This is a genomic window from Paenarthrobacter sp. Z7-10 (genome assembly GCF_026932795.1).
Taxonomy (GTDB): domain Bacteria; phylum Actinomycetota; class Actinomycetes; order Actinomycetales; family Micrococcaceae; genus Arthrobacter_M.
On the sequence record NZ_JADPVH010000074.1, the window covers coordinates 1 to 17,050 of the forward strand.

A 17,050-nucleotide genomic window follows, 5' to 3' on the forward strand; every position below is an offset into this window, starting at 1 on the left:
CATACAATGCAGTAGCAAGGGTGTCCAGATCGGCGTCCACGCGGGCCTCCAAGTTCGGCGTTTGGGTTTGATACCGCCGATTCTGGGCACCTTTGCCTACAAAAACACCACGCCGCGCCGAGACGACCCCTTGGAATTACTCATCTAGTGGAATGGAGCGCAGTTGAGGATCCACAGTGCCGGCATCCTGCTGTACCGGCAGGGCGACGCCGGGCTGCAGGTGTGGATTGCGCACATGGGCGGGCCGTTTTGGGCCCGCAAGGACTCCGGAGCCTGGTCCATTCCCAAAGGTGAGTATCTTCAGGACGAGGATCCGCTGGCCGCCGCCCGGCGCGAGTTCGCGGAGGAGATGGGTGTCGCGGCGCCGACCGCCGACTACCAGTTGCTGGGCAGCTTCCGGCAATCCTCCGGCAAAATCGTCACGGTTTTCGCTGCCGAAGCAGACTTCCGGCCCGAACGGATTGTGAGTAACACCTTTGCTCTGGAGTGGCCGAAGGGCTCCGGGCGGGTCAGAGACTTTCCCGAGGTCGACGGCGCCGGCTGGTTCACGGAGTCCGAGGCACGCAGCAAGTTGGTTCGCGGCCAGCTGCCTGTCCTGGACTCACTCGTCCGGCACCTCCAGGCTCCCGGGTCCTGAAGGACTGATCGCCGCCGGGCCCGTACCAGCGTGCAGCAACAGTGTTGGTCGTGGGGCCAGGACCAGTCCGAAGCCGAAACCGGTCGCCGTCCATTGGGCAAGTCCTTCCAAAAACTTGGACAGAAAGTTCCACCTGAGCTGACGGCCGGCCTTGCGATATTGTTCGGAAGATGACGACGACGAGGACGCCGCTGGCCCGGATCGGCATCTCCGGCTGGCGCTATGCCGGTTGGCGGGGCAGCTTCTACCCGCCGGGCCTGGCGCAGCGGAGGGAACTTGAGCATGCCGCGGCAGCGTTCAATTCGATCGAGCTTAACGGTTCCTTCTACTCCCTCCAGCGTCCGTCCAGCTATCTGCAGTGGGGCGCGCAGACGCCGGCCGATTTCGAGTTTGCCATCAAAGGTGGACGGTTTATCACCCACATGCTCAGACTGCGCAATGTGGACGCCGCGCTGGCCAACTTCTTCGCCTCCGGAATGCTGGCTCTGGGCCCCAAATTGGGCCCGGTGCTCTGGCAGCTGCCGGAGCGAATAACGTTCGACGCCGATTTATTTGAATCATTCCTGGGCCGCCTGCCGCAGGGCACGGCGGCCGCCGCCGCTCTGGCTGCCCGCCATGATGAGAGGCTCAAGGACCGAAACTGGATCGAAACGGACGAGGACCGACCGCTGCGCCATGCCCTGGAGGTCAGACATGCAAGCTTCGCCACCGAGGAGTGCTACGACCTGCTGCGCCGGCACAACGTCGCATTGGTGCTGGCCGACACGGCCGGCCGTTGGCCGTTCCTATCCGAGGTCACCAGTGACTTTGTCTACGTCCGGCTGCACGGCGGGGAAGAGCTTTACGTCAGCGGATACAGCAATGAACAATTGGAGGTGTGGGCGCAGCGGGTCCGGAACTGGCTCTCTGGGGCGGGCTGCCCGGATGGCCAAGGACGCGACGTGTACATTTACTTCGACAATGATGTGAAGGTTCATGCACCCTTCAACGCAATGGACTTGGCCCGCCGCGTCCAAGCCTCCGGCGCCGGCCCGCAGTAGCCCGCGGGTATGAACTCACCAGAACGCGTGAAGGTTCCACGAGGAGGCGCCATGACTGCAGCATCATCCGTTCTGGTTGGATTGGATCGCCTGCGCTTATGACAGGAGGACTTCTACCGGGACCTGCACCAGCATCCTGAGCTGTCCCATCAGGAGCATGCAACGGCGGCGAAAGTCGCCGCACGGCTCGGGCAGTTTGGCTTTGAGGTGCACTCCGGCGTTGGCGGTACCGCGGTGGTCGCTGTGCTGCGCAATGGCAACGGGCCGACCGTACTGCTGCCGGCGGATAGGGACGCGTTGCCGGTACGGGAGATAACCGGATTGCCCTATGCCAGCACTGTGACGGCCACCGACGGGGAGGGTAAAGAGGTCCCCGCCGGGACCGTCGGCACCCGTTCCGGACCGGTGCTCTCTGCAGCGGACAGCCTGCGGTTCACGATATACGGGAGGGGAGGGCACGGGTCCATGCCGCAGGCCACAGTTGATCCGGTGGTGCTCGCAGCGATGATCGTGGTCCGTCTGCAGACCATCGTTTCCCGGGAGACGCCACCCGGAGAAACCGCGGTCCTTACCGTCGGCAGCCTGCAGGCCGGCGCGAAAAGCAACGTCATCGCCGACCACGCCGTACTCCAGCTCAACATCCGCAGCTACAGCGAGCAGACCCGCAAGGCAATCCTGGCGGCGGTGCACCGTATCGTCAATGCCGAGTGTGAAGCCTCAGGTTCCCCTAAAGACGCTGAGTTCGAATCGTTTGACCGGTTTCCGCTGACCTCCAACGACGCCGGGACCACGGAGCGGGTGGCCGCCGCATTCGGCGACTACTTCGGCGAACGTGCCCAGCAGATGGGTCAGCAGACGGCCAGCGAGGACTTCAGTGACATCCCTACCGCGCTGGGTACGCCTTACACCTACTGGCGTGTCGGTTGCACCGATCCCGAGACTTACCGCAGGGCCGCGGACGCTGGCCGGATCAACCAGGACGTTCCGGTCAACCATTCCCCCGCGTTCGCCCCGGTCATCCAGCCCACTCTTGACACTGGCACCCGGGCGCTGGTGGTCGCCGCGCTCGCGTGGCTTTCCCGTTGACGGCTGCCCGGCGTGGGCAATTATTGGCCTGGCCGTGGGGCTGCCGGAAGCGCCGGTGCATCAGCCTTGCTTGGGAGGTTCCCGGCGGCCGGGCTGCTCCGGTGGTCTTGGTGCATGAAGGCCGAAATGCACACCAAGCAGCCGAATCAGGAAACAAGCCGCGGCAGCAGTTAACGCAGCAGGCAGACCATAGAAACCAATCAGGATGGCAATGACCGTGATTGCAGCAGCGACCAGAGCGGGGACGGCGTAGAGCCCGTCGCGCATCACGGAAGGGATCCGCTGGATCAGTGCGTCACGCAGCGTCCCGCCGCCCACTGCCGCCAGGCGCGGAACGTCGCCGGTGGCAGCGCGCCCAACAGAATGTCGCGGACGATGCCGCCACCGAGCGCAGTAATCATCCCGAGCGTAATTACGCCGACTATGTCCAGGCGCGCCGCGCGCTCGGCCGTCAATGCTCCATTGAGACCGAAGGCAAAGGTGCCCGTCAGATCGAGGGCAAGCAGTAAGGGGGATTCAGCGCTCATCTCAGGCGCTCATGGCCGCGCCGGGGGCGTTGGCCGGCCGCCTCGAAGCCGGCTCCGGCCAGCGCGGTGCGACCCGGCTCCCCTAAGATGTCGGCACAGTGCTGCGGCTGGCTCATTCCCTCATTCTCGCCGTGCTGCCCAATCGGAAGCAACCGAAACGGGAAGTCAGTGCAGCTGGCCGTGACCGCCATGGACCCGGGTTTCGGAGTGGATGCCGGCTCGCCTTGGGCTTCCTTGGCCCTGCGCGTTGGGCCACCTGCTCAGGGCGACGACGACGGCCATGCCGACCAGGGCGCCGATGATGGTTTCGGTGGCGCGGTCGGAAATCAGCACGTCCGGATCGCTGCGGTGTCCCAGTTGGGTCATCAGCAGGGCCAGGGGTGTGACGAAGAGCTGGGCCAGGCTGTAGTGCCGGGCGATGAACATTTCGGCCATGAACTGCAGCCCAGCTACGACCAGCACGAGGTACAGGTTGTTACTGGGCGGCATCAGCAGCAGGGCCAAGACGCCTAGGCCACCGAAGGTGCCCAGGATTCGGTGCACTCCGCGGGTGACGCGGTGGGCCAGTGTCTGTCCGACCAGCGGCACCGCGGCAGCGACCATGGCCCAGTAGTTGTGACCGATGCCCATCAGGGTGGCGATGCTCCCGGCGGCGAATACCGCCAGGGCGTAGCGCACCGCGTCGTCGTATACGAACCGGCGCTCCTGCGCCGTGAGCCGCGGCTCACGGACGCGCAGCCACGGGGTCCGCCAGTGCGGCCACAGCCAGGTACTTTGCCCCACCAGCAACGAGAAAATCACTGTCAGTGCGGCGGCCAGCATGGACGGGCCGAGCGGCGGATGGACCGGCAGGGACGCGACCGCCGCGAACCCGAAGATCTGGAACAGTGATCCGCCGGGCTTGAGCCGGCCGAACCCGGTCGCGAGGGTTCCGGCGCCGGCGACGATCGTCGTACCGACCACTATTCCCCAGGCGCCGGCGCCCAGCAGCCCGGTCAGGTCGCCCGCCAGGATGGTGACGAGCATCAGGGCCCCGGCCTTGCCTTGGTGGGCCAGGCGCTGGCGGTGCGCGGTGCCGCGGCCGTAAATGGCGGTAAAGGCACCGAAGGACGCGAAGATGGCCAATTCCGTGTGCCCCAGGGCGAGCAACGTCAGCAGTGGGACACCAACGTTGACTGCGCAGCGCAAGGCAGCGTGGTGGTCATTCCTGGCCGGTCCCACCCGGAAGAAATTCCGTAGTTGATTCACGGGTGAACGACGCCTTTCGGATCCGCCAAGGATGAATCGTGTTCCAGATCTGACAGCAGGGTTCGCAGCTGCCCGGTGAGCCCGCGGCGGTCATGCTCGGCAAATACGTCCAGCAGTCCGGACTCGAAGGCGGAGATGGATTCCAACACCGGCAGGATCAGCTGCTGGCCTTGTTCTGTCATCCGCAGCAGGGCGCCGCGGCCGTCCTCCGGGTTCGCGTCCCGGCGAATCAGCTTGGCTTCCGTCAGCTTCTTGATGCGTTTGGTCATGCCGGCACCAGAAATCAACAGCTCGGCGGCCAGTTCGGTCGGTGTCATCGGCCGGTCGTTGCGGGCGAGCGCCGACAGGATGTCGAACTCGCTGCGGCTGATGCCGTGCCTGGCCAGCACCGCATCGCCGCGCAGTTGGATGATCTGGGCCAGCCGCCGGATTCGACCGACGACACCCGCCGCTTCGATGGTGACCTGCGGGAGCATGGCACCCCACTGCTCCTGGATACCATCGATGTAGTCGCGGGGAGTCTCCACGTTTCCGATTCGCAGGCTGGCGGCGTTCAAGTAATCACGGGCTTCTGGATAAGTATTTTCATTTACCAGTAAAGTATATCAGATCCTTCGCCAGCTAAGTAGTTCCATGCGGTGCTGGCGCGACAAGCTTGGCAGCACCGTCCTCCTGCCGAACGCCTGAGGTTAGCGAATAAGCTCGGCCGGTCAGCCGTCGTCGTCGTACCATTCCAATGCCCGTCGGAAGGGCCGGAGGTGCAAGACTTATTGCATGGATCTGGAGGTGTCACCCGCGCTCACGATCCCCGCATCGGAACTGAGCTGGAGGTTCTCGCGTTCGTCCGGACCAGGCGGTCAGCACGTGAACACCTCGGACAGCCGCGTGGAGCTCTGCTGGAACATCGCCAGCTCAGCTGCGCTCTCCGATGGTCAACGGATCATGTTGGTTACCCGTCTGGGACGTCGCCTCATTGCCGGAGTGATCACCGTGACAGCCTCCGAGCGGCGCTCCCAGCTCCGCAACCGCGAGATCGCCCTCGCGAAACTCGCCGAGCTCGTGACAGCAGGTCTGGCACCCGATGCGGCGCGCCGCCGTCCGACTAAACCCACCCGGAGCTCCGGGCGGCGGCACCTCGCCGCTAAGCAACAGCGGTCCGCCACGAAGCGGCAACGGCAGCGGCCGTCCGCCGAGTAGCTTCGTCCGGCCGACCAACGTAATCGGCCAGGTCGCCGGCGACAAGGGGAATTTCTCAGCCGTGCAGTCCCAGCCGGTCAATGGCTTCCTCGCGCATATCGATCTTCCGAACTTTCCCGGACACTGTCATGGGGAAACTCTCACGAATCTCGACGTACCTCGGGATCTTATAGTGGGCAAGCCTTCCCCGGCAGAACTCCGTCACTGCAGTGGCGTCCAGCGGCTCCGTGCCTGGCTTGAGGATGATGCAGGCCATCAGCTCTTCGCCGTACTTTTTGTCCGGAACCCCTATGACCTGGACGTCCTGCACGCTGGGGTGCTGGTACAGGAACTCCTCCACCTCGCGGGGGTAGACGTTTTCGCCACCGCGAATGATCATGTCCTTGATGCGTCCCTCAATGATTATGTAACCATCGTTGTCCATGCCTGCGAGGTCACCGGTGTGCATCCATCCCTCGGAGTCAATCGCCTCGGCCGTCTTGTCCGGCTGGTCCCAATATCCGGCCATGACAGCGTAGCCCTTGGTGCACAGCTCACCGACCTCGCCGCGCTCCACGGTGAGGCCGGCGGCGTCAATGATCTTGCCCTCCAGGTGCGGCATGGTTCGTCCCACGGTCTCGGTGCGCCGGGTGATCGAATCGCCCGCCCGCGTCATGGTCGAAACCGGCGAAGTCTCGGTCATCCCGTAGCAGATCGCGACGTCGTCCATGTGCATATCGGTGATGACGCGCTTCATCACCTCATTCGGGCAAAGCGACCCGGCCATAACCCCGGTACGCAGCGTATCCAGTTGGTAACTTTCGAAATCAGCGAGTGCAAGCTCCGCGATGAACATCGTGGGCACCCCGTACAGAGAGGTCCCGCCGAAGTCCTGAACGGCTTTAAGCGTCGCCGAAGGATTGAACCCGCGGGCAGGCAGGATCGTCGCACAGCCATGCGAGAAAGCATTGATGTTGCCGATCACCATACCGAAGCAGTGGTAGAAGGGCACGGGGATGACGACGCGGTCGTACTCGGTGTAACCGAGGAGCCTGCCAATCGAGAAGCCATTGTTGAGGATGTTCCGGTGGGTGAGCGTTGCGCCCTTCGGGAAGCCCGTTGTCCCGGAGGTGTACTGGATGTTTATGGCGTCGCCTTGCCGTAGGCTCGCCGCTCGTTCAGACAGGGCCGAAGCGGGCACTTCCTCGGCCCGGCTGTCCAGCGCCTCCCAGGTGGTTTCCTCCCGCGATGAGGGCTCCCCCGCGGTGAACTCCGAAATACCGCTTCCTGCTGGGACAGGCAGGAAAATGAGCTCCGTCAGATCCGGGCATTCGGCTGCGGCCTCACGGCCCATCGCCACGTAGTCGCTGTTTCGGTCCGACGGCGCGAGAACCAGCATCCGCATGCCGTTCTGCCGGACAACGAAAATCAGCTCATGCGTCCGGTAGGCCGGGTTGACGTTCACGAGGACGGCGCCGACTTTGGCGGTGGCGTACTGCAGAATGGTCCATTCGGCGCAATTCGGACTCCAGACCCCGACCCGATCGCCCGCTGCCACGCCGGCCGCGAGGAGTCCGCGCGTAATGCGGTCCACGTCATCGTTAAGCTGTTGAAATGTCCAGCGGCGCGCCGCCGCCGCGTTCCCGTCGAGCGATGCCTCGACAAGGGCCTCACGGTCGCCAAAGCGTTCCACAATCCGCTCGAAATTCTCTCCGATAGTCTCATCGAGCAGGGGCACATCGGCCTCCCCAGCGGTGTATGACAGCATGGTTCTCCTGATCGTCGTCGATTGCGCAGGCAGTCAGTGCCTGCGGCAGCCAGTACGTTAGCAAACACACCTTCAGCGGGAAGGGATCCGCTTGTTCCATATCCTAGGCTGGTTCTTCTGCGTCCTTACCCCTCGGGCCGGCTAGGAAGGGCTTACGGTCGTTGCGACAGCGGGGCGTTGCGCTGAAAATGCGGCCAACGCCGGACATCTGGGAGGTCATGAATGCGGCTGGGCTCCTGCTGGCCAATCCAAATGGTCCGTGGAAACGAATCCCTACCATCGGTTTGACTCACCAGCCGAGGAACATCATTGACCTCAGGCGCATGGGAATGCCAAGCGCCGTTACCCCATCGGAGCGACGAATGTCAGCAGAAACAACAGGCACGATTTCCCAGCCGTCAGTGACTCGTCCAAGTCTGTTTCGCGTGCCTTTCAGACGTCCGCTGCGGGCGCTTCCCGCGGCCGCGCTGGTCGTGGCGGGCGCTGCTCACATTCCCGTCATTCCGGCCCATCTCCACGAGGCGCCCTACATCGGAATCCTGTTCATTCTTCTTGCCGCTGGGAGCTTTGTCCTGGCGGGAGTGCTTACCTTTTATGACGTGGCGGCTGCCTATGTCCTCACCGCCGTGGTAATGGCCTTGGCCCTGGTCGCCTACATCATCTCGCGCACTTTCGGTCTCCCCCTGATCGGCGATGACGTTGGCAACTGGCTGGCACCACTCGGAGTGGTTTCGGTCATCGCTGAGATCGTGGCTTGCGCCGCCGCCATCGCCCTGAGCCGGAAATCCCCGCGTTGGCTGGGTGCCCACGCCAGCACCGCTGCACGGGCGGGTCGCGGCAGCCAAGCAGCCGGCTAGCCGTCCGCACACAGACCCTCCGGACTGAAACCACACCCTGAAATGAATCAGCCTGGCACCTGCTCAGCTTTGATCCTCCACTTTTTCGCCTGGGGCTGGCTGCCCCGGGCTCCGGGCATCACAGTGGGGTGACGTAGGCTCCGGCAATGCCGCCGTCGACCAGGAACTGGCTGGCGGTGATGAACGAGGAATCGTCGGAGGCCAGGAAGGCCACCGCGGCTGCCACCTCTTCCGGTTCCGCGAATCGGCCCATTGGCACGTGGACCAGACGCCGGGCAGCACGCTCGGGATCCTTGGCAAACAGCTCCTGGAGCAGGGGTGTGTTGACCGGTCCGGGGCACAGGGCGTTGACGCGGATGCCTTGCCGGGCGAATTCGACGCCGAGCTCGCGGCTCATCGACAGCACGCCGCCCTTAGAGGCGGAGTAGGAGATCTGCGACGTGGCTGCTCCCATCACGGCGACGAAGGAGGCCGTGTTGATGATCGAGCCCCTCGCCTGCTCCTGCATGTAGGGAATCACGTGCTTGCAGCAGAAGTAGACACTGGTGAGGTTCACTTCCTGGACCTTGCGCCAGGCCTCGATGCCGGTGTCCAGAATGGAGGCGTCGTCGGCCGGAGAGATTCCGGCGTTGTTGAAGGCGATGTCAACGCTGCCATAGGCGTCCTTGGTGGCCTTGAAGACGCTGATAACGTCCTCCTCGTTGGTGACGTCGGTCCGCAGGAACAGCCCACCGACGGCATCGGCCGCGGCCCTCCCGGTTTCCTCGGGGCAAATGTCGGCGATGACCACGTTGGCTCCCTCGTGCGCCAGGCGCTTGGCCGTGGCGAGGCCGATGCCAGAGGCGCCTCCGGTGATCACTGCGCTGCGGTTCTGCAGCCGGTTGCTGATCAGCCCGTTGTAGGGCGCTTCGTGGTCATCAGTCATGGGAGTGCTCCTTGGGATCCTGGGGAAATGCTGGTGGAATGTACGGGTCGAAGCAGACTAGTCAGTTGCGATGAACACGTTCTTGACCTCGGTGAAGGCGTCGAGCGCGTCGGGTCCGAGTTCCCGGCCGAGTCCAGATTGCTTGTAGCCGCCAAATGGCGTGGAGTATCGCACTGATGAGTGGGAATTCACCGACAGGTTCCCTGCCTCAACTCCTCGGGAGACGCGCAGTGCCCGCCCCACGTCGCTGGTCCAGATGGACCCGGACAGTCCGAAGTCGGAATCGTTGGCGATGCGCACGGCGTCGGCTTCGTCCTCGAAGGGCACGACGGCGACGACGGGACCGAAGATTTCCTTCCGCAGGGCCCGTGCAGACATGTCTGTGGGCGTAAGCACTGTGGGTGGGAACCAGAATCCGCCGCCCTGTGGCGTGGTCCCCTGGAAGGCGACGTCCGCACGCACTTGTCCGGCGCCGTCGTACACAAAAGAAGAGACGGTATCGCGTTGGCCGGACGAGATGAGGGGACCCATGTCTGTGTCCTCATCGGACGGATCACCGACTCGGAAGCCTTTCACGGCCGGCTCGAGAAGCTCGAGGAACTTGTCGTAGACGTTGCGTTGGACCAGGATGCGGGAGCGGGCGCAGCAGTCCTGTCCGGCGTTGTCGAAGACAGCGGCGGGTGCGCTGGCTGCCGCCTTGCCCAGGTCCGCGTCGGCGAAGACGATGTTCGCGCTCTTGCCACCCAGCTCCAGGGTCACGCGTTTGACCTGCTCCGCGCAGCCGGCCATGATCCGCTTGCCAACCGCCGTTGAGCCGGTGAAGACGACCTTGCGCACGGCCGGTGCTTGACGAAGCGCTCCCCCACCACCGAACCCTTGCCTGGAATGACGGTCAAGATGCCTTCGGGAAGCCCTGCCTGGAGGGCAAGCTCGCCCAACCGGAGAGCCGTCAGCGGCGTCAGCTCGGCGGGTTTGAGGACCACGGTGTTCCCGGCAGCGATCGCGGGCGCGAACCCCCAGCCGGCGATGGGCATGGGGAAGTTCCACGGGACGATCACGCCGACCACGCCCAGCGGCTCGTGGAAGGTGATATCCACGCCCCCGGCGACGGGTATTTGCCGGCCGGTGTGCCGTTCTGGCGCGGCGGAATAGTAGGTCAACACGTCCCGGACGTTTCCTGCCTCCCACCGCGCATTGCCTATGGTGTGCCCGGCGTTGGCCACTTCCAGGGCGGCGAGGTTTTTCAGGTCCGCGTCCACGGCAGCGGCGAACCGGCGCAGCAGCAGGGCCCGGTCGGCCGGAGCCACGGTGCGCCACGTTTCGAAGGCGACCGCTGCGGCCTCAATGGCCCGATCCGCTGCGTGGACGTCGGCCAGTTGAACGTCTTGGATTCCCTCGCCGGTTGCGGGGTTAAGAATGGTGAAAGTGCTCATGCGGAAAGCTCCTGACGGTAATGATGGCAGGTCGCGGCGAGGACAATGAGTCCGGCGAAGCGCCGGGCGCCGTCGATGAGCCGGGCGCCGTCGTCGTCGTACTGAGGTAGGTTCCGCTCCCGACCTGCCATCAGTGCCGCTCGAATCCGCGGCGGACTTCCCAGTCCGTAACGGCCGCATTGAACTGTTCGATTTCCACATCGGCGTAGTGCGCGTAGTGGTCCACCACTTCCTGCCCAAAGACCCCCTGGGCGACGGCCGAGTTGGCGAAGAGGTCACGGGCCTCCGTCATGGTGTGGGGGACGCGTTCGGCGTCGGAGTCGTAGGCGTTGCCTTCCATTCCCGGCGGCAGCTCCAGCTGGTTCTTGATTCCGTAGAGCCCACCGGCAAGCATGGCGGACAACGCCAGGTAGGGGTTTGCGTCGGCGCCGGGCAGCCGGTTCTCCAGCCGTGCCGAATGCCCCTTCCCCACCAGCCTGACCGCGCAGCTGCGGTTGTCCAAGCCCCAGGCCACGGCCGTCGGCGCGAAGGAGCCCTTGGCGAACCGCTTGTAGGAGTTGATGTTCGGCGCGTAGAAGAGGGTGAATTCGCGCATGGTGGCCAGCACACCCGCGATGAAATGGTCGTACAGGGCGCTGCGCTTGCCCTCCTGCGCCTCCCAGAAAGCAAGGCTGCCGTCGAGTCCACGCAGGGACATGTGGATGTGGCAGGAGGATCCGTCCCGCTGGTTCGGCTTGGCCATGAACGTCACTGATTTTCCGCGCTGGGCGGCCATCTGCTTGGCCGAGAGCTTGTAAAAGGTGTGGTTATCCGCGGTGGTGAGAACGTCGTCGTACCTGAAGGCGATCTCATGCTGGCCGAAGTTGCATTCACCCTTGGCCGATTCAACGATCATGCCAGCCTCAAACATGGTGTTGCGGATATCCCGCAGCAGCGGTTCCACGCGCATCGACCCAAGGATCGAATAGTCGACGTTGTACAGGTTCGCCGGGGTCAGATCCAGATAACTCCCGTTTTGGGCATCCTCATAACTGGTGTTGTAGATCAGAAACTCCAGTTCAGTCCCGGCCACCGCCTGGAACCCGAGTTCGGCGGCTTTTTCCTGCTGCGCCCGAAGCAGACTGCGCGGTGCGACGGCGACGCGCTCGCCGGACGTGTAATTGAGGTCCGCCTGGATCATGGCCGTCTTCTCCAGGTAGGGAACCCGTCGGATCGTGTCCAGGTCCAGGTCAAATTCCATGTCGCCATAACCCTTATCCCAGCTGGTCATGGCGTAACCGTCAACGGTGTTCATCTCCGTATCGACGGCCAGCAGGTAGTTGCAGGCCTCGGATCCGTTCTCCAGCGCGGACTCGAGGAAGAATCCGCCGTGGATGACCTTGCCTTGGAGCCGCCCCTGCATGTCGGTGAAGGACAAGATCACACTGTCGATCCCGCCACCCTTGATATCTTGCCGCAGCTGCTCGACGGTGAGCATCCTGTCGTTGCGGGGATGTGAACTCATGGTCCCTCTTCCTGGATTCGTGTGGTGAACGTTCGGTCACGACTTGATCAGCAGACCGCCATTGCCGGTGACCAAAGCCAGCACGAAACCGATGGTGCCTGGTCACCGCCCTACGTGCACGAAACAACCCAAATGGCCACCGGCACGTCAGGTGATGCCTAACTGGAACCAACCGGCCCAACCGCCTGAGCCATCCCACCAGGTGCTGTAGAGAAGGCCGTCGGAACCGACGGCGAAGAGGTCAATGTGCTCGGTGACCCTTGAAATTGCGGCGATCTGGCTGCCGGGTTCAGCAATCCCGCCGGAGACGTTGAACCAGCTGGCCCAACCCGTCGCGTCATGCCACCACGTGCTGTAGATCCGGTTGTCCGTACCCACGGTGAACAGGTCCAAATGGTTCGAATAGCGGGCGATTGCGGTCACGGGAGATCCCGCCGAGGCCACACCGCCGGAGACTTGGAACCAGTCCGACCAGCCGGCCCGGGCATCCCACCAGGCAGAGACGATGCGCCCGTCCGAGGCGGTGCTGAACAGGTCGAGATGGTCGGGATACCGGGCGACGACGGAGATGGTGGCGTCGGCCCGTGCCGTTCCCGAGCCGATCAGGAACCAACCGGACCAGCCGGAGCGTTGATCCCACCAGCAGCTGTAGACGCGGTCGTCGGTTCCCACGGTGAACAGGTCCAGGTGGAACGGATAGCGGGCTATGGCAGTAACGGTAGCTCCGGGTGCAGCAACGCCGCCGGAGACCTGGAACCAGCCGGCCCAGCCGCCGGACGCGTCCCACCACGTGGACATGATGCTGCCGTTAGCCGCCGTTGTAAAAACATCAAGGTGGTCCGCGTACCTGGCCACGACATTGACGGTGGCGCCGGCGCTGGCGACCAGGCCGCCGAGTTGGAACCAGGAGGACCAGCCGCCATTTTGGTCCCACCAGGCACTGTAGACGCGGTTGTCCGTGCCAATGGTGAAGACGTCCAAGTGGCCGGAATACCGCGCGATGGCCGTCACCGGTGACCCCGTGCCACCAGGGGAGGCGATCCCTCCGGAGAGATTGAACCAGCCGGCCCAACCGCTGTTTTGATCCCACCAATCCGACACGGTCCTGCCGTCCGAGGCTACCGCGAAGACATCCAGATGCTCCGGGTAGCGTGCGACGACGCTGAGGGGCGTCCGCGTACGGGCCGGAAGCCAGTCCAGCGGCCCGATCCGGTTCCAGATCACCTGCTGGCAGACCCGGCAGAACGGCACACCGAGCTGACGCATCCTGCAGTTGTACTCAGGCCGGTAAGCGCCGCAGTGGAAATAGTGCGCGCCCTCAAATAGTCCAACCGTGCCGTCCGGAGTGGGGCTGGCCCGCCCGTCGTCGGTGCTGCAGTCGGGGTTAGACATGGTCGGGAGCACTGTCGCCGCGGCCACCGCCCACCCCCACTTAAGCGCAGCTCTTTCGCTGTTGGTGGTGACGTTGGGCTCCGACGGTTCCCCGCGCGGGTGGTGGTCGTGTCCGGTTTCGGCGCCGCCGGCGTAGTAGGCGTATTCGTCGGCAAGTCCGTAGGCGGTGTGCCCCATTTCGTGCAGTGCAATTTCCGTCGCCCCGGTCGCCAGCGAATAGGTGCCCACGGAGCCGCCGCTGCCGCCGTAGACGGTGGCGTTCACCACCACCAACACCACCGAGAACTCGGGGACCTGAGCGGCGGCGGCCGTGAGCGCCGTCGTACTGTTGCATTCGAGCAGCCGCCGGATGCCGTTGTTGCCGAAGGAGGAATCGAAATAGGTGCGCGGAGCTGCCCCGGATCCGCCCGTGGCCACCGGATCCGCGGCGCCCGAATCAGTCGAACTGACGTTGACCCGAAAGACATTGATGGCGGGTGCCAGCCGGTCATAGGGCTTCGTCGCCAGGAAGGCGGCCAGGAAATCGGCGCATGCCGCATCCAGCTCTCCCTGCTGGGCGGTAGTGAACCCGTCGCCGAGCATCACAACATTAAAGGCCCGGCTGCGGGGAGCGGACCCATAGATCTGGGTGGTGCCAAGGATAGTACCGTCTGAAGTGGTCATGGCCGGGCCTCACTTAGTCCGGTCAAGGAGAAAAGTTGCCACATCGGTTACCTGGGCCGCATGCGGGGTGGGGCTCGCCGCCCCGCCGGACGGCGGCGGTGCTGCGTCCTCCGGGGCAGCAATTCGCACCACGGCGATGCTGTGTGCCGCCGCCGGGGCCGGAACGACGACGGTGAACGCGCCGTGCGGGGCGGTCCGCTCCACCCTGCTGATCGGTTCGACATGGTTTTCGGGAAACACTTCCACACTCCCGGCCAGGTCTTCCCGGACCGGAACCCTGACCAAGGAGGCACCGCCGTCGTCACGGACCTCCACGTAATGCCCGGGGCGCAAATCCGGGTGCGCCTCAAAGCCGGGAACCGCCACGTCCACCCTCTGCTGGTGGACCAGATTGATCTCACCTCCCGAGTATTCAAAGATCAGCCGAACCGATCCGAAGCCGATGGAACTGGTGGCATCAGTCATGCCGACCTCCCGGAATGTGTTGGACGGCGGTACAGCCCGAGCTTGACGGCTGCGTTGGCTCCAGTGCACGCCTGAGGGACACTAAAGTCAAGACCTCGGGGCCTTGTCGATGCGATCGTTTGACCACGAGCCGGATGGAGGTCAGTGGCAATATGGCCACCGTTGATTGAGGAACTCTTACGGATTGGCTCTCGTCGGACCGCCGTCTGGCGGACCGCTGAGCACGGTGGGAACGTACTCAAGCAGCTGGAGTCGGCCGTCGAAAATCCTGCTTTCCACCATCTCGAGCGAGACGTCCGGATAGCCGTCGTAGATCCGCTCCCGCCCGGAGCGACCCGTGATCACCGGAAAGACGACCAACCGAAACCGGTCCACGAGTCCCGCGGACAGCAGCGACCGGCAGAGGCTGAGGCTGCCAAGGGTGCTCAAGGTGCCGGTCCTGGTCCGCTTCATCGCCGTCACGGCCTCGACCGCGTCCCCAGTCACCAGCTCCGAGTTCGGCCAAGTCAGGGGCGCCTGCAGGGTAGAGGAGAAGATGACCTTGGGCACGGCGGCAAGGCCGGTCAGGCTCGCCCCCTCATCCTCGGACAACCGTGAGCCCTCAGCCGCGGCGTCCTCCGACATCTTGGACATCAGACGGTAGGTGTTGGCCCCCAGGAGAAAGGTGTAGTCTTTCTCCCCCTCCTGCTCGAGCCAACCAAGATATTCCGGCCCCTCCAAACCCCACCAGCCCGGCCATCCCTCGGCCGAGGCATACCCGTCCAGGGAGATGATTAGGTCGACCATCAGACCAGCTGACGTCGCCGCCGCATATTTCCCGCCCATGGCTTCTCCCGCTCTCATCGGCCTCAATAGTCACTTAGGCCGTCAACCCGCGACAGCCGCTCCCGCTCGGGCCGAACAACACCGCGTCTTACCCCTCTGGCCCTAACCGGCACACGCTGTAAAGATGCGTCACCGACCTCACGACGGAAATGCTATCGCTGGAGCAACAAGACGTTCAAGTGGTCCAACACTTTTCCAGCGAACCAGGACCAGCGACCACACCTCAGACAAGGCCTGCGTCAGTAGCTGCAGCTGAGCTCACGGACATCCGTCGCCGCTCACCGGCAACTAGGTAACAGATAACGCACTCAAAAGGCGAAATGGGTGCATCTGCTGTTACTTAGCGGTCGATGTGGCTGGCCCAGCTCGGAGCCCACGGGCTGCTGCGGGCCTCGTTTATCCCGCCCGAACCCATCCGTGAACTACGGGACCTGACCCGGACACGCTCCATCGCCACCCGTGACCGGACCCGGGAAATCCAGCGGCTGGAGAAGTTCCTGGAAGGCTCCGGCATCAAACTCTCCTCCGTGGTCTCGGACCTGACAGGAGTTTCCTCCCGGGCCATGCTGGAGGCCCTCATCAACGGTGAACGCGACCCACAGGTTTTGGCCGCACTGGCCAGGGGCACCCTCAAATCCAAGATCCCCGAACTCGTGGACGCACTTACCGGCCGCTTCAAGGAACACCACGCGTTCATGGCCCGGCTGCATCTGAACCAGATCGATACCCAGAGCCGCATCATCGAGTCCCTGACCACCAGGATCGGGCAGGCGATGGAACCCTTTCGTACGGCCAGGGAATTCCTGGCCACCATCCCCGGAGTCTCATTCAAAGTCGCCGACGTGATCATCGCCGAAACTGGTGCGGACATGAACGCCTTTGAAACCCCCGGCCGGCTCGCGTCATGGACAGGGGTCTGTCCGGGATCCAACGAATCCGCCGGCAGGGTCAAGTCCGCGCACATCCTGCCCGGCAATAAATACCTCAAAGCAGCCCTGGGTACCGCGGCCCTGTCCGCTTCCCGCAGCAAGGACACCTACCTGGCAGTCAAATAGCGGCGCATCGCAGCCCGGCCGGGGCCCCATGAAAGCCGTCGTCGCCCTCGAACACTCCATCCTGACCGCGGTCTGGCACATGCTCGCCAACGGCGAGTGCTACGCCGATCCCGGCCCCGACCACTTCACCCGCCTGAACCCAGCCAAAGCCAAGAACAATGCCATCAAAAAACTCAACAGCCTCGGCTACAACGTCACCATCACCCCAGCCCCCGCAGCCTAACTCACCCTACTTTCGTATTAGTTGGGTGGGGGCTGGGTGGGGCGGGGGTGGGGGGGGGTAGTTGGAGGGGTTGGGGGGGTTAGTTGGAGGGGAAGTTGTAGGAGGCACCCGAGGCATGGGTGGGCTCGGGCCAGCGGGAGGTAACGACCTTGCCGCGGGTGTAGAACGCCACACCCTCCTCGCCGTAAATGTGCTTATCACCAAAGAGCGAGTTCTTCCAACCACC

Annotated in this window: 15 protein-coding genes and 2 pseudogenes; 6 read left to right on the plus strand and 11 right to left on the minus strand. The window is 64.0% G+C overall.

What is annotated here, in order from left to right:
- Nucleotides 1–163 precede the first annotated feature (163 nt).
- From IV498_RS16815 to IV498_RS16825, 3 genes are all read left to right on the plus strand, one after another.
- Nucleotides 164–637 (plus strand): NUDIX domain-containing protein, encoded by a 474-nt coding sequence (locus IV498_RS16815; protein WP_269048240.1) that lies wholly within the window; start codon nucleotides 164–166, stop codon nucleotides 635–637.
- 170 nt (nucleotides 638–807) lie between these two features.
- Complete coding sequence (locus tag IV498_RS16820; protein ID WP_269048241.1) at nucleotides 808–1,677, plus strand: DUF72 domain-containing protein; 870 nt, start codon at nucleotides 808–810, stop codon at nucleotides 1,675–1,677.
- 207 nt (nucleotides 1,678–1,884) lie between these two features.
- Nucleotides 1,885–2,763 carry a peptidase dimerization domain-containing protein gene (locus IV498_RS16825; protein WP_330059802.1) on the plus strand — a complete coding sequence of 293 codons (879 nt, stop codon included), beginning with the start codon at nucleotides 1,885–1,887 and terminating at the stop codon, nucleotides 2,761–2,763.
- A 60-nt stretch (nucleotides 2,764–2,823) separates the two neighbouring features.
- On the opposite strand, the gene IV498_RS16830 is transcribed toward IV498_RS16825, so the two are convergent.
- The 4 genes from IV498_RS16830 to IV498_RS16845 form a co-directional block, all read right to left on the minus strand.
- Complete coding sequence (locus tag IV498_RS16830; RefSeq protein ID WP_442951374.1) at nucleotides 2,824–3,030, minus strand: hypothetical protein; 207 nt, start codon at nucleotides 3,028–3,030, stop codon at nucleotides 2,824–2,826.
- A gap of 20 nt (nucleotides 3,031–3,050) precedes the next feature.
- Nucleotides 3,051–3,290 (minus strand): trimeric intracellular cation channel family protein, encoded by a 240-nt coding sequence (locus tag IV498_RS16835; RefSeq protein WP_269048243.1) that lies wholly within the window; start codon nucleotides 3,288–3,290, stop codon nucleotides 3,051–3,053.
- A gap of 165 nt (nucleotides 3,291–3,455) precedes the next feature.
- The gene (locus tag IV498_RS16840; protein WP_269048244.1) at nucleotides 3,456–4,538 is read right to left on the minus strand and encodes an FUSC family protein; all 1,083 of its coding nucleotides are present in this window, start codon (nucleotides 4,536–4,538) and stop codon (nucleotides 3,456–3,458) included.
- Complete coding sequence (locus tag IV498_RS16845; protein WP_269048245.1) at nucleotides 4,535–5,065, minus strand: MarR family winged helix-turn-helix transcriptional regulator; 531 nt, start codon at nucleotides 5,063–5,065, stop codon at nucleotides 4,535–4,537. Before IV498_RS16845 ends, IV498_RS16840 begins: the two co-directional genes overlap by 4 nt.
- A 247-nt stretch (nucleotides 5,066–5,312) precedes the next feature.
- Between IV498_RS16845 and arfB the strand changes: the two genes are divergently transcribed.
- Nucleotides 5,313–5,735: an alternative ribosome rescue aminoacyl-tRNA hydrolase ArfB gene (gene arfB, locus IV498_RS16850; RefSeq protein ID WP_269048246.1), complete on the plus strand. Its 423-nt coding sequence runs from the start codon at nucleotides 5,313–5,315 to the stop codon at nucleotides 5,733–5,735.
- Nucleotides 5,736–5,790: 55 nt separating this feature from the next.
- Here arfB and IV498_RS16855 read toward each other — a convergent pair whose 3' ends face one another.
- The gene (locus IV498_RS16855) at nucleotides 5,791–7,482 is read right to left on the minus strand and encodes an AMP-binding protein (RefSeq protein WP_269048247.1); all 1,692 of its coding nucleotides are present in this window, start codon (nucleotides 7,480–7,482) and stop codon (nucleotides 5,791–5,793) included.
- A 425-nt stretch (nucleotides 7,483–7,907) separates the two neighbouring features.
- On the opposite strand from IV498_RS16855, the gene IV498_RS16860 reads away from it, so the two are divergent.
- On the plus strand, nucleotides 7,908–8,339 hold the full coding sequence (locus IV498_RS16860) for a hypothetical protein (protein WP_269048248.1): 432 nt from the start codon (nucleotides 7,908–7,910) through the stop codon (nucleotides 8,337–8,339).
- Nucleotides 8,340–8,457: 118 nt separating this feature from the next.
- Here the strand turns inward: IV498_RS16860 and IV498_RS16865 are convergent, their stop codons facing one another.
- The 6 genes and pseudogenes from IV498_RS16865 to IV498_RS16890 all read right to left on the minus strand — a co-directional run bounded on the left by IV498_RS16865 (nucleotide 8,458) and on the right by IV498_RS16890 (nucleotide 15,564).
- Complete coding sequence (locus IV498_RS16865; RefSeq protein ID WP_269048249.1) at nucleotides 8,458–9,264, minus strand: 3-oxoacyl-ACP reductase; 807 nt, start codon at nucleotides 9,262–9,264, stop codon at nucleotides 8,458–8,460.
- A 57-nt stretch (nucleotides 9,265–9,321) separates the two neighbouring features.
- Nucleotides 9,322–10,697 (minus strand): annotated as a pseudogene (locus tag IV498_RS16870) (aldehyde dehydrogenase family protein).
- A gap of 130 nt (nucleotides 10,698–10,827) precedes the next feature.
- A complete protein-coding gene (locus IV498_RS16875) occupies nucleotides 10,828–12,201 on the minus strand; it encodes a glutamine synthetase family protein (protein WP_269048250.1) in 1,374 nt (457 codons plus the stop codon).
- 147 nt (nucleotides 12,202–12,348) lie between these two features.
- Nucleotides 12,349–14,256, minus strand: coding sequence for a M64 family metallopeptidase (locus tag IV498_RS16880; RefSeq protein ID WP_269048251.1), 1,908 nt, complete (start codon nucleotides 14,254–14,256; stop codon nucleotides 12,349–12,351).
- A 9-nt stretch (nucleotides 14,257–14,265) separates the two neighbouring features.
- Nucleotides 14,266–14,721: a hypothetical protein gene (locus IV498_RS16885; RefSeq protein WP_269048252.1), complete on the minus strand. Its 456-nt coding sequence runs from the start codon at nucleotides 14,719–14,721 to the stop codon at nucleotides 14,266–14,268.
- A gap of 177 nt (nucleotides 14,722–14,898) precedes the next feature.
- A complete protein-coding gene (locus IV498_RS16890; RefSeq protein ID WP_269048253.1) occupies nucleotides 14,899–15,564 on the minus strand; it encodes a dihydrofolate reductase family protein in 666 nt (221 codons plus the stop codon).
- Between the two features lie 335 nt (nucleotides 15,565–15,899).
- Here IV498_RS16890 and IV498_RS16895 point away from each other — a divergent pair.
- Nucleotides 15,900–16,824 (plus strand): annotated as a pseudogene (locus IV498_RS16895) (IS110 family transposase); the annotation flags it as partial.
- Between the last annotated feature and the right edge of the window lie 226 nt (nucleotides 16,825–17,050).

Coding starts and splice junctions, on each gene's coding strand:
- IV498_RS16875 (WP_269048250.1), bottom strand. CDS start 12,201: ATGAGTTCACATCCCCGCAACGACAGGATGCTCACCGTCGAGCAGCTG.
- IV498_RS16820 (WP_269048241.1), top strand. CDS start 808: ATGACGACGACGAGGACGCCGCTGGCCCGGATCGGCATCTCCGGCTGG.
- IV498_RS16855 (WP_269048247.1), bottom strand. CDS start 7,482: ATGCTGTCATACACCGCTGGGGAGGCCGATGTGCCCCTGCTCGATGAG.
- IV498_RS16885 (WP_269048252.1), bottom strand. CDS start 14,721: ATGACTGATGCCACCAGTTCCATCGGCTTCGGATCGGTTCGGCTGATC.
- IV498_RS16835 (WP_269048243.1), bottom strand. CDS start 3,290: ATGAGCGCTGAATCCCCCTTACTGCTTGCCCTCGATCTGACGGGCACC.
- arfB (WP_269048246.1), top strand. CDS start 5,313: ATGGATCTGGAGGTGTCACCCGCGCTCACGATCCCCGCATCGGAACTG.
- IV498_RS16890 (WP_269048253.1), bottom strand. CDS start 15,564: ATGAGAGCGGGAGAAGCCATGGGCGGGAAATATGCGGCGGCGACGTCA.
- IV498_RS16865 (WP_269048249.1), bottom strand. CDS start 9,264: ATGACTGATGACCACGAAGCGCCCTACAACGGGCTGATCAGCAACCGG.
- IV498_RS16830 (WP_442951374.1), bottom strand. CDS start 3,030: ATGCGCGACGGGCTCTACGCCGTCCCCGCTCTGGTCGCTGCTGCAATC.
- IV498_RS16880 (WP_269048251.1), bottom strand. CDS start 14,256: ATGACCACTTCAGACGGTACTATCCTTGGCACCACCCAGATCTATGGG.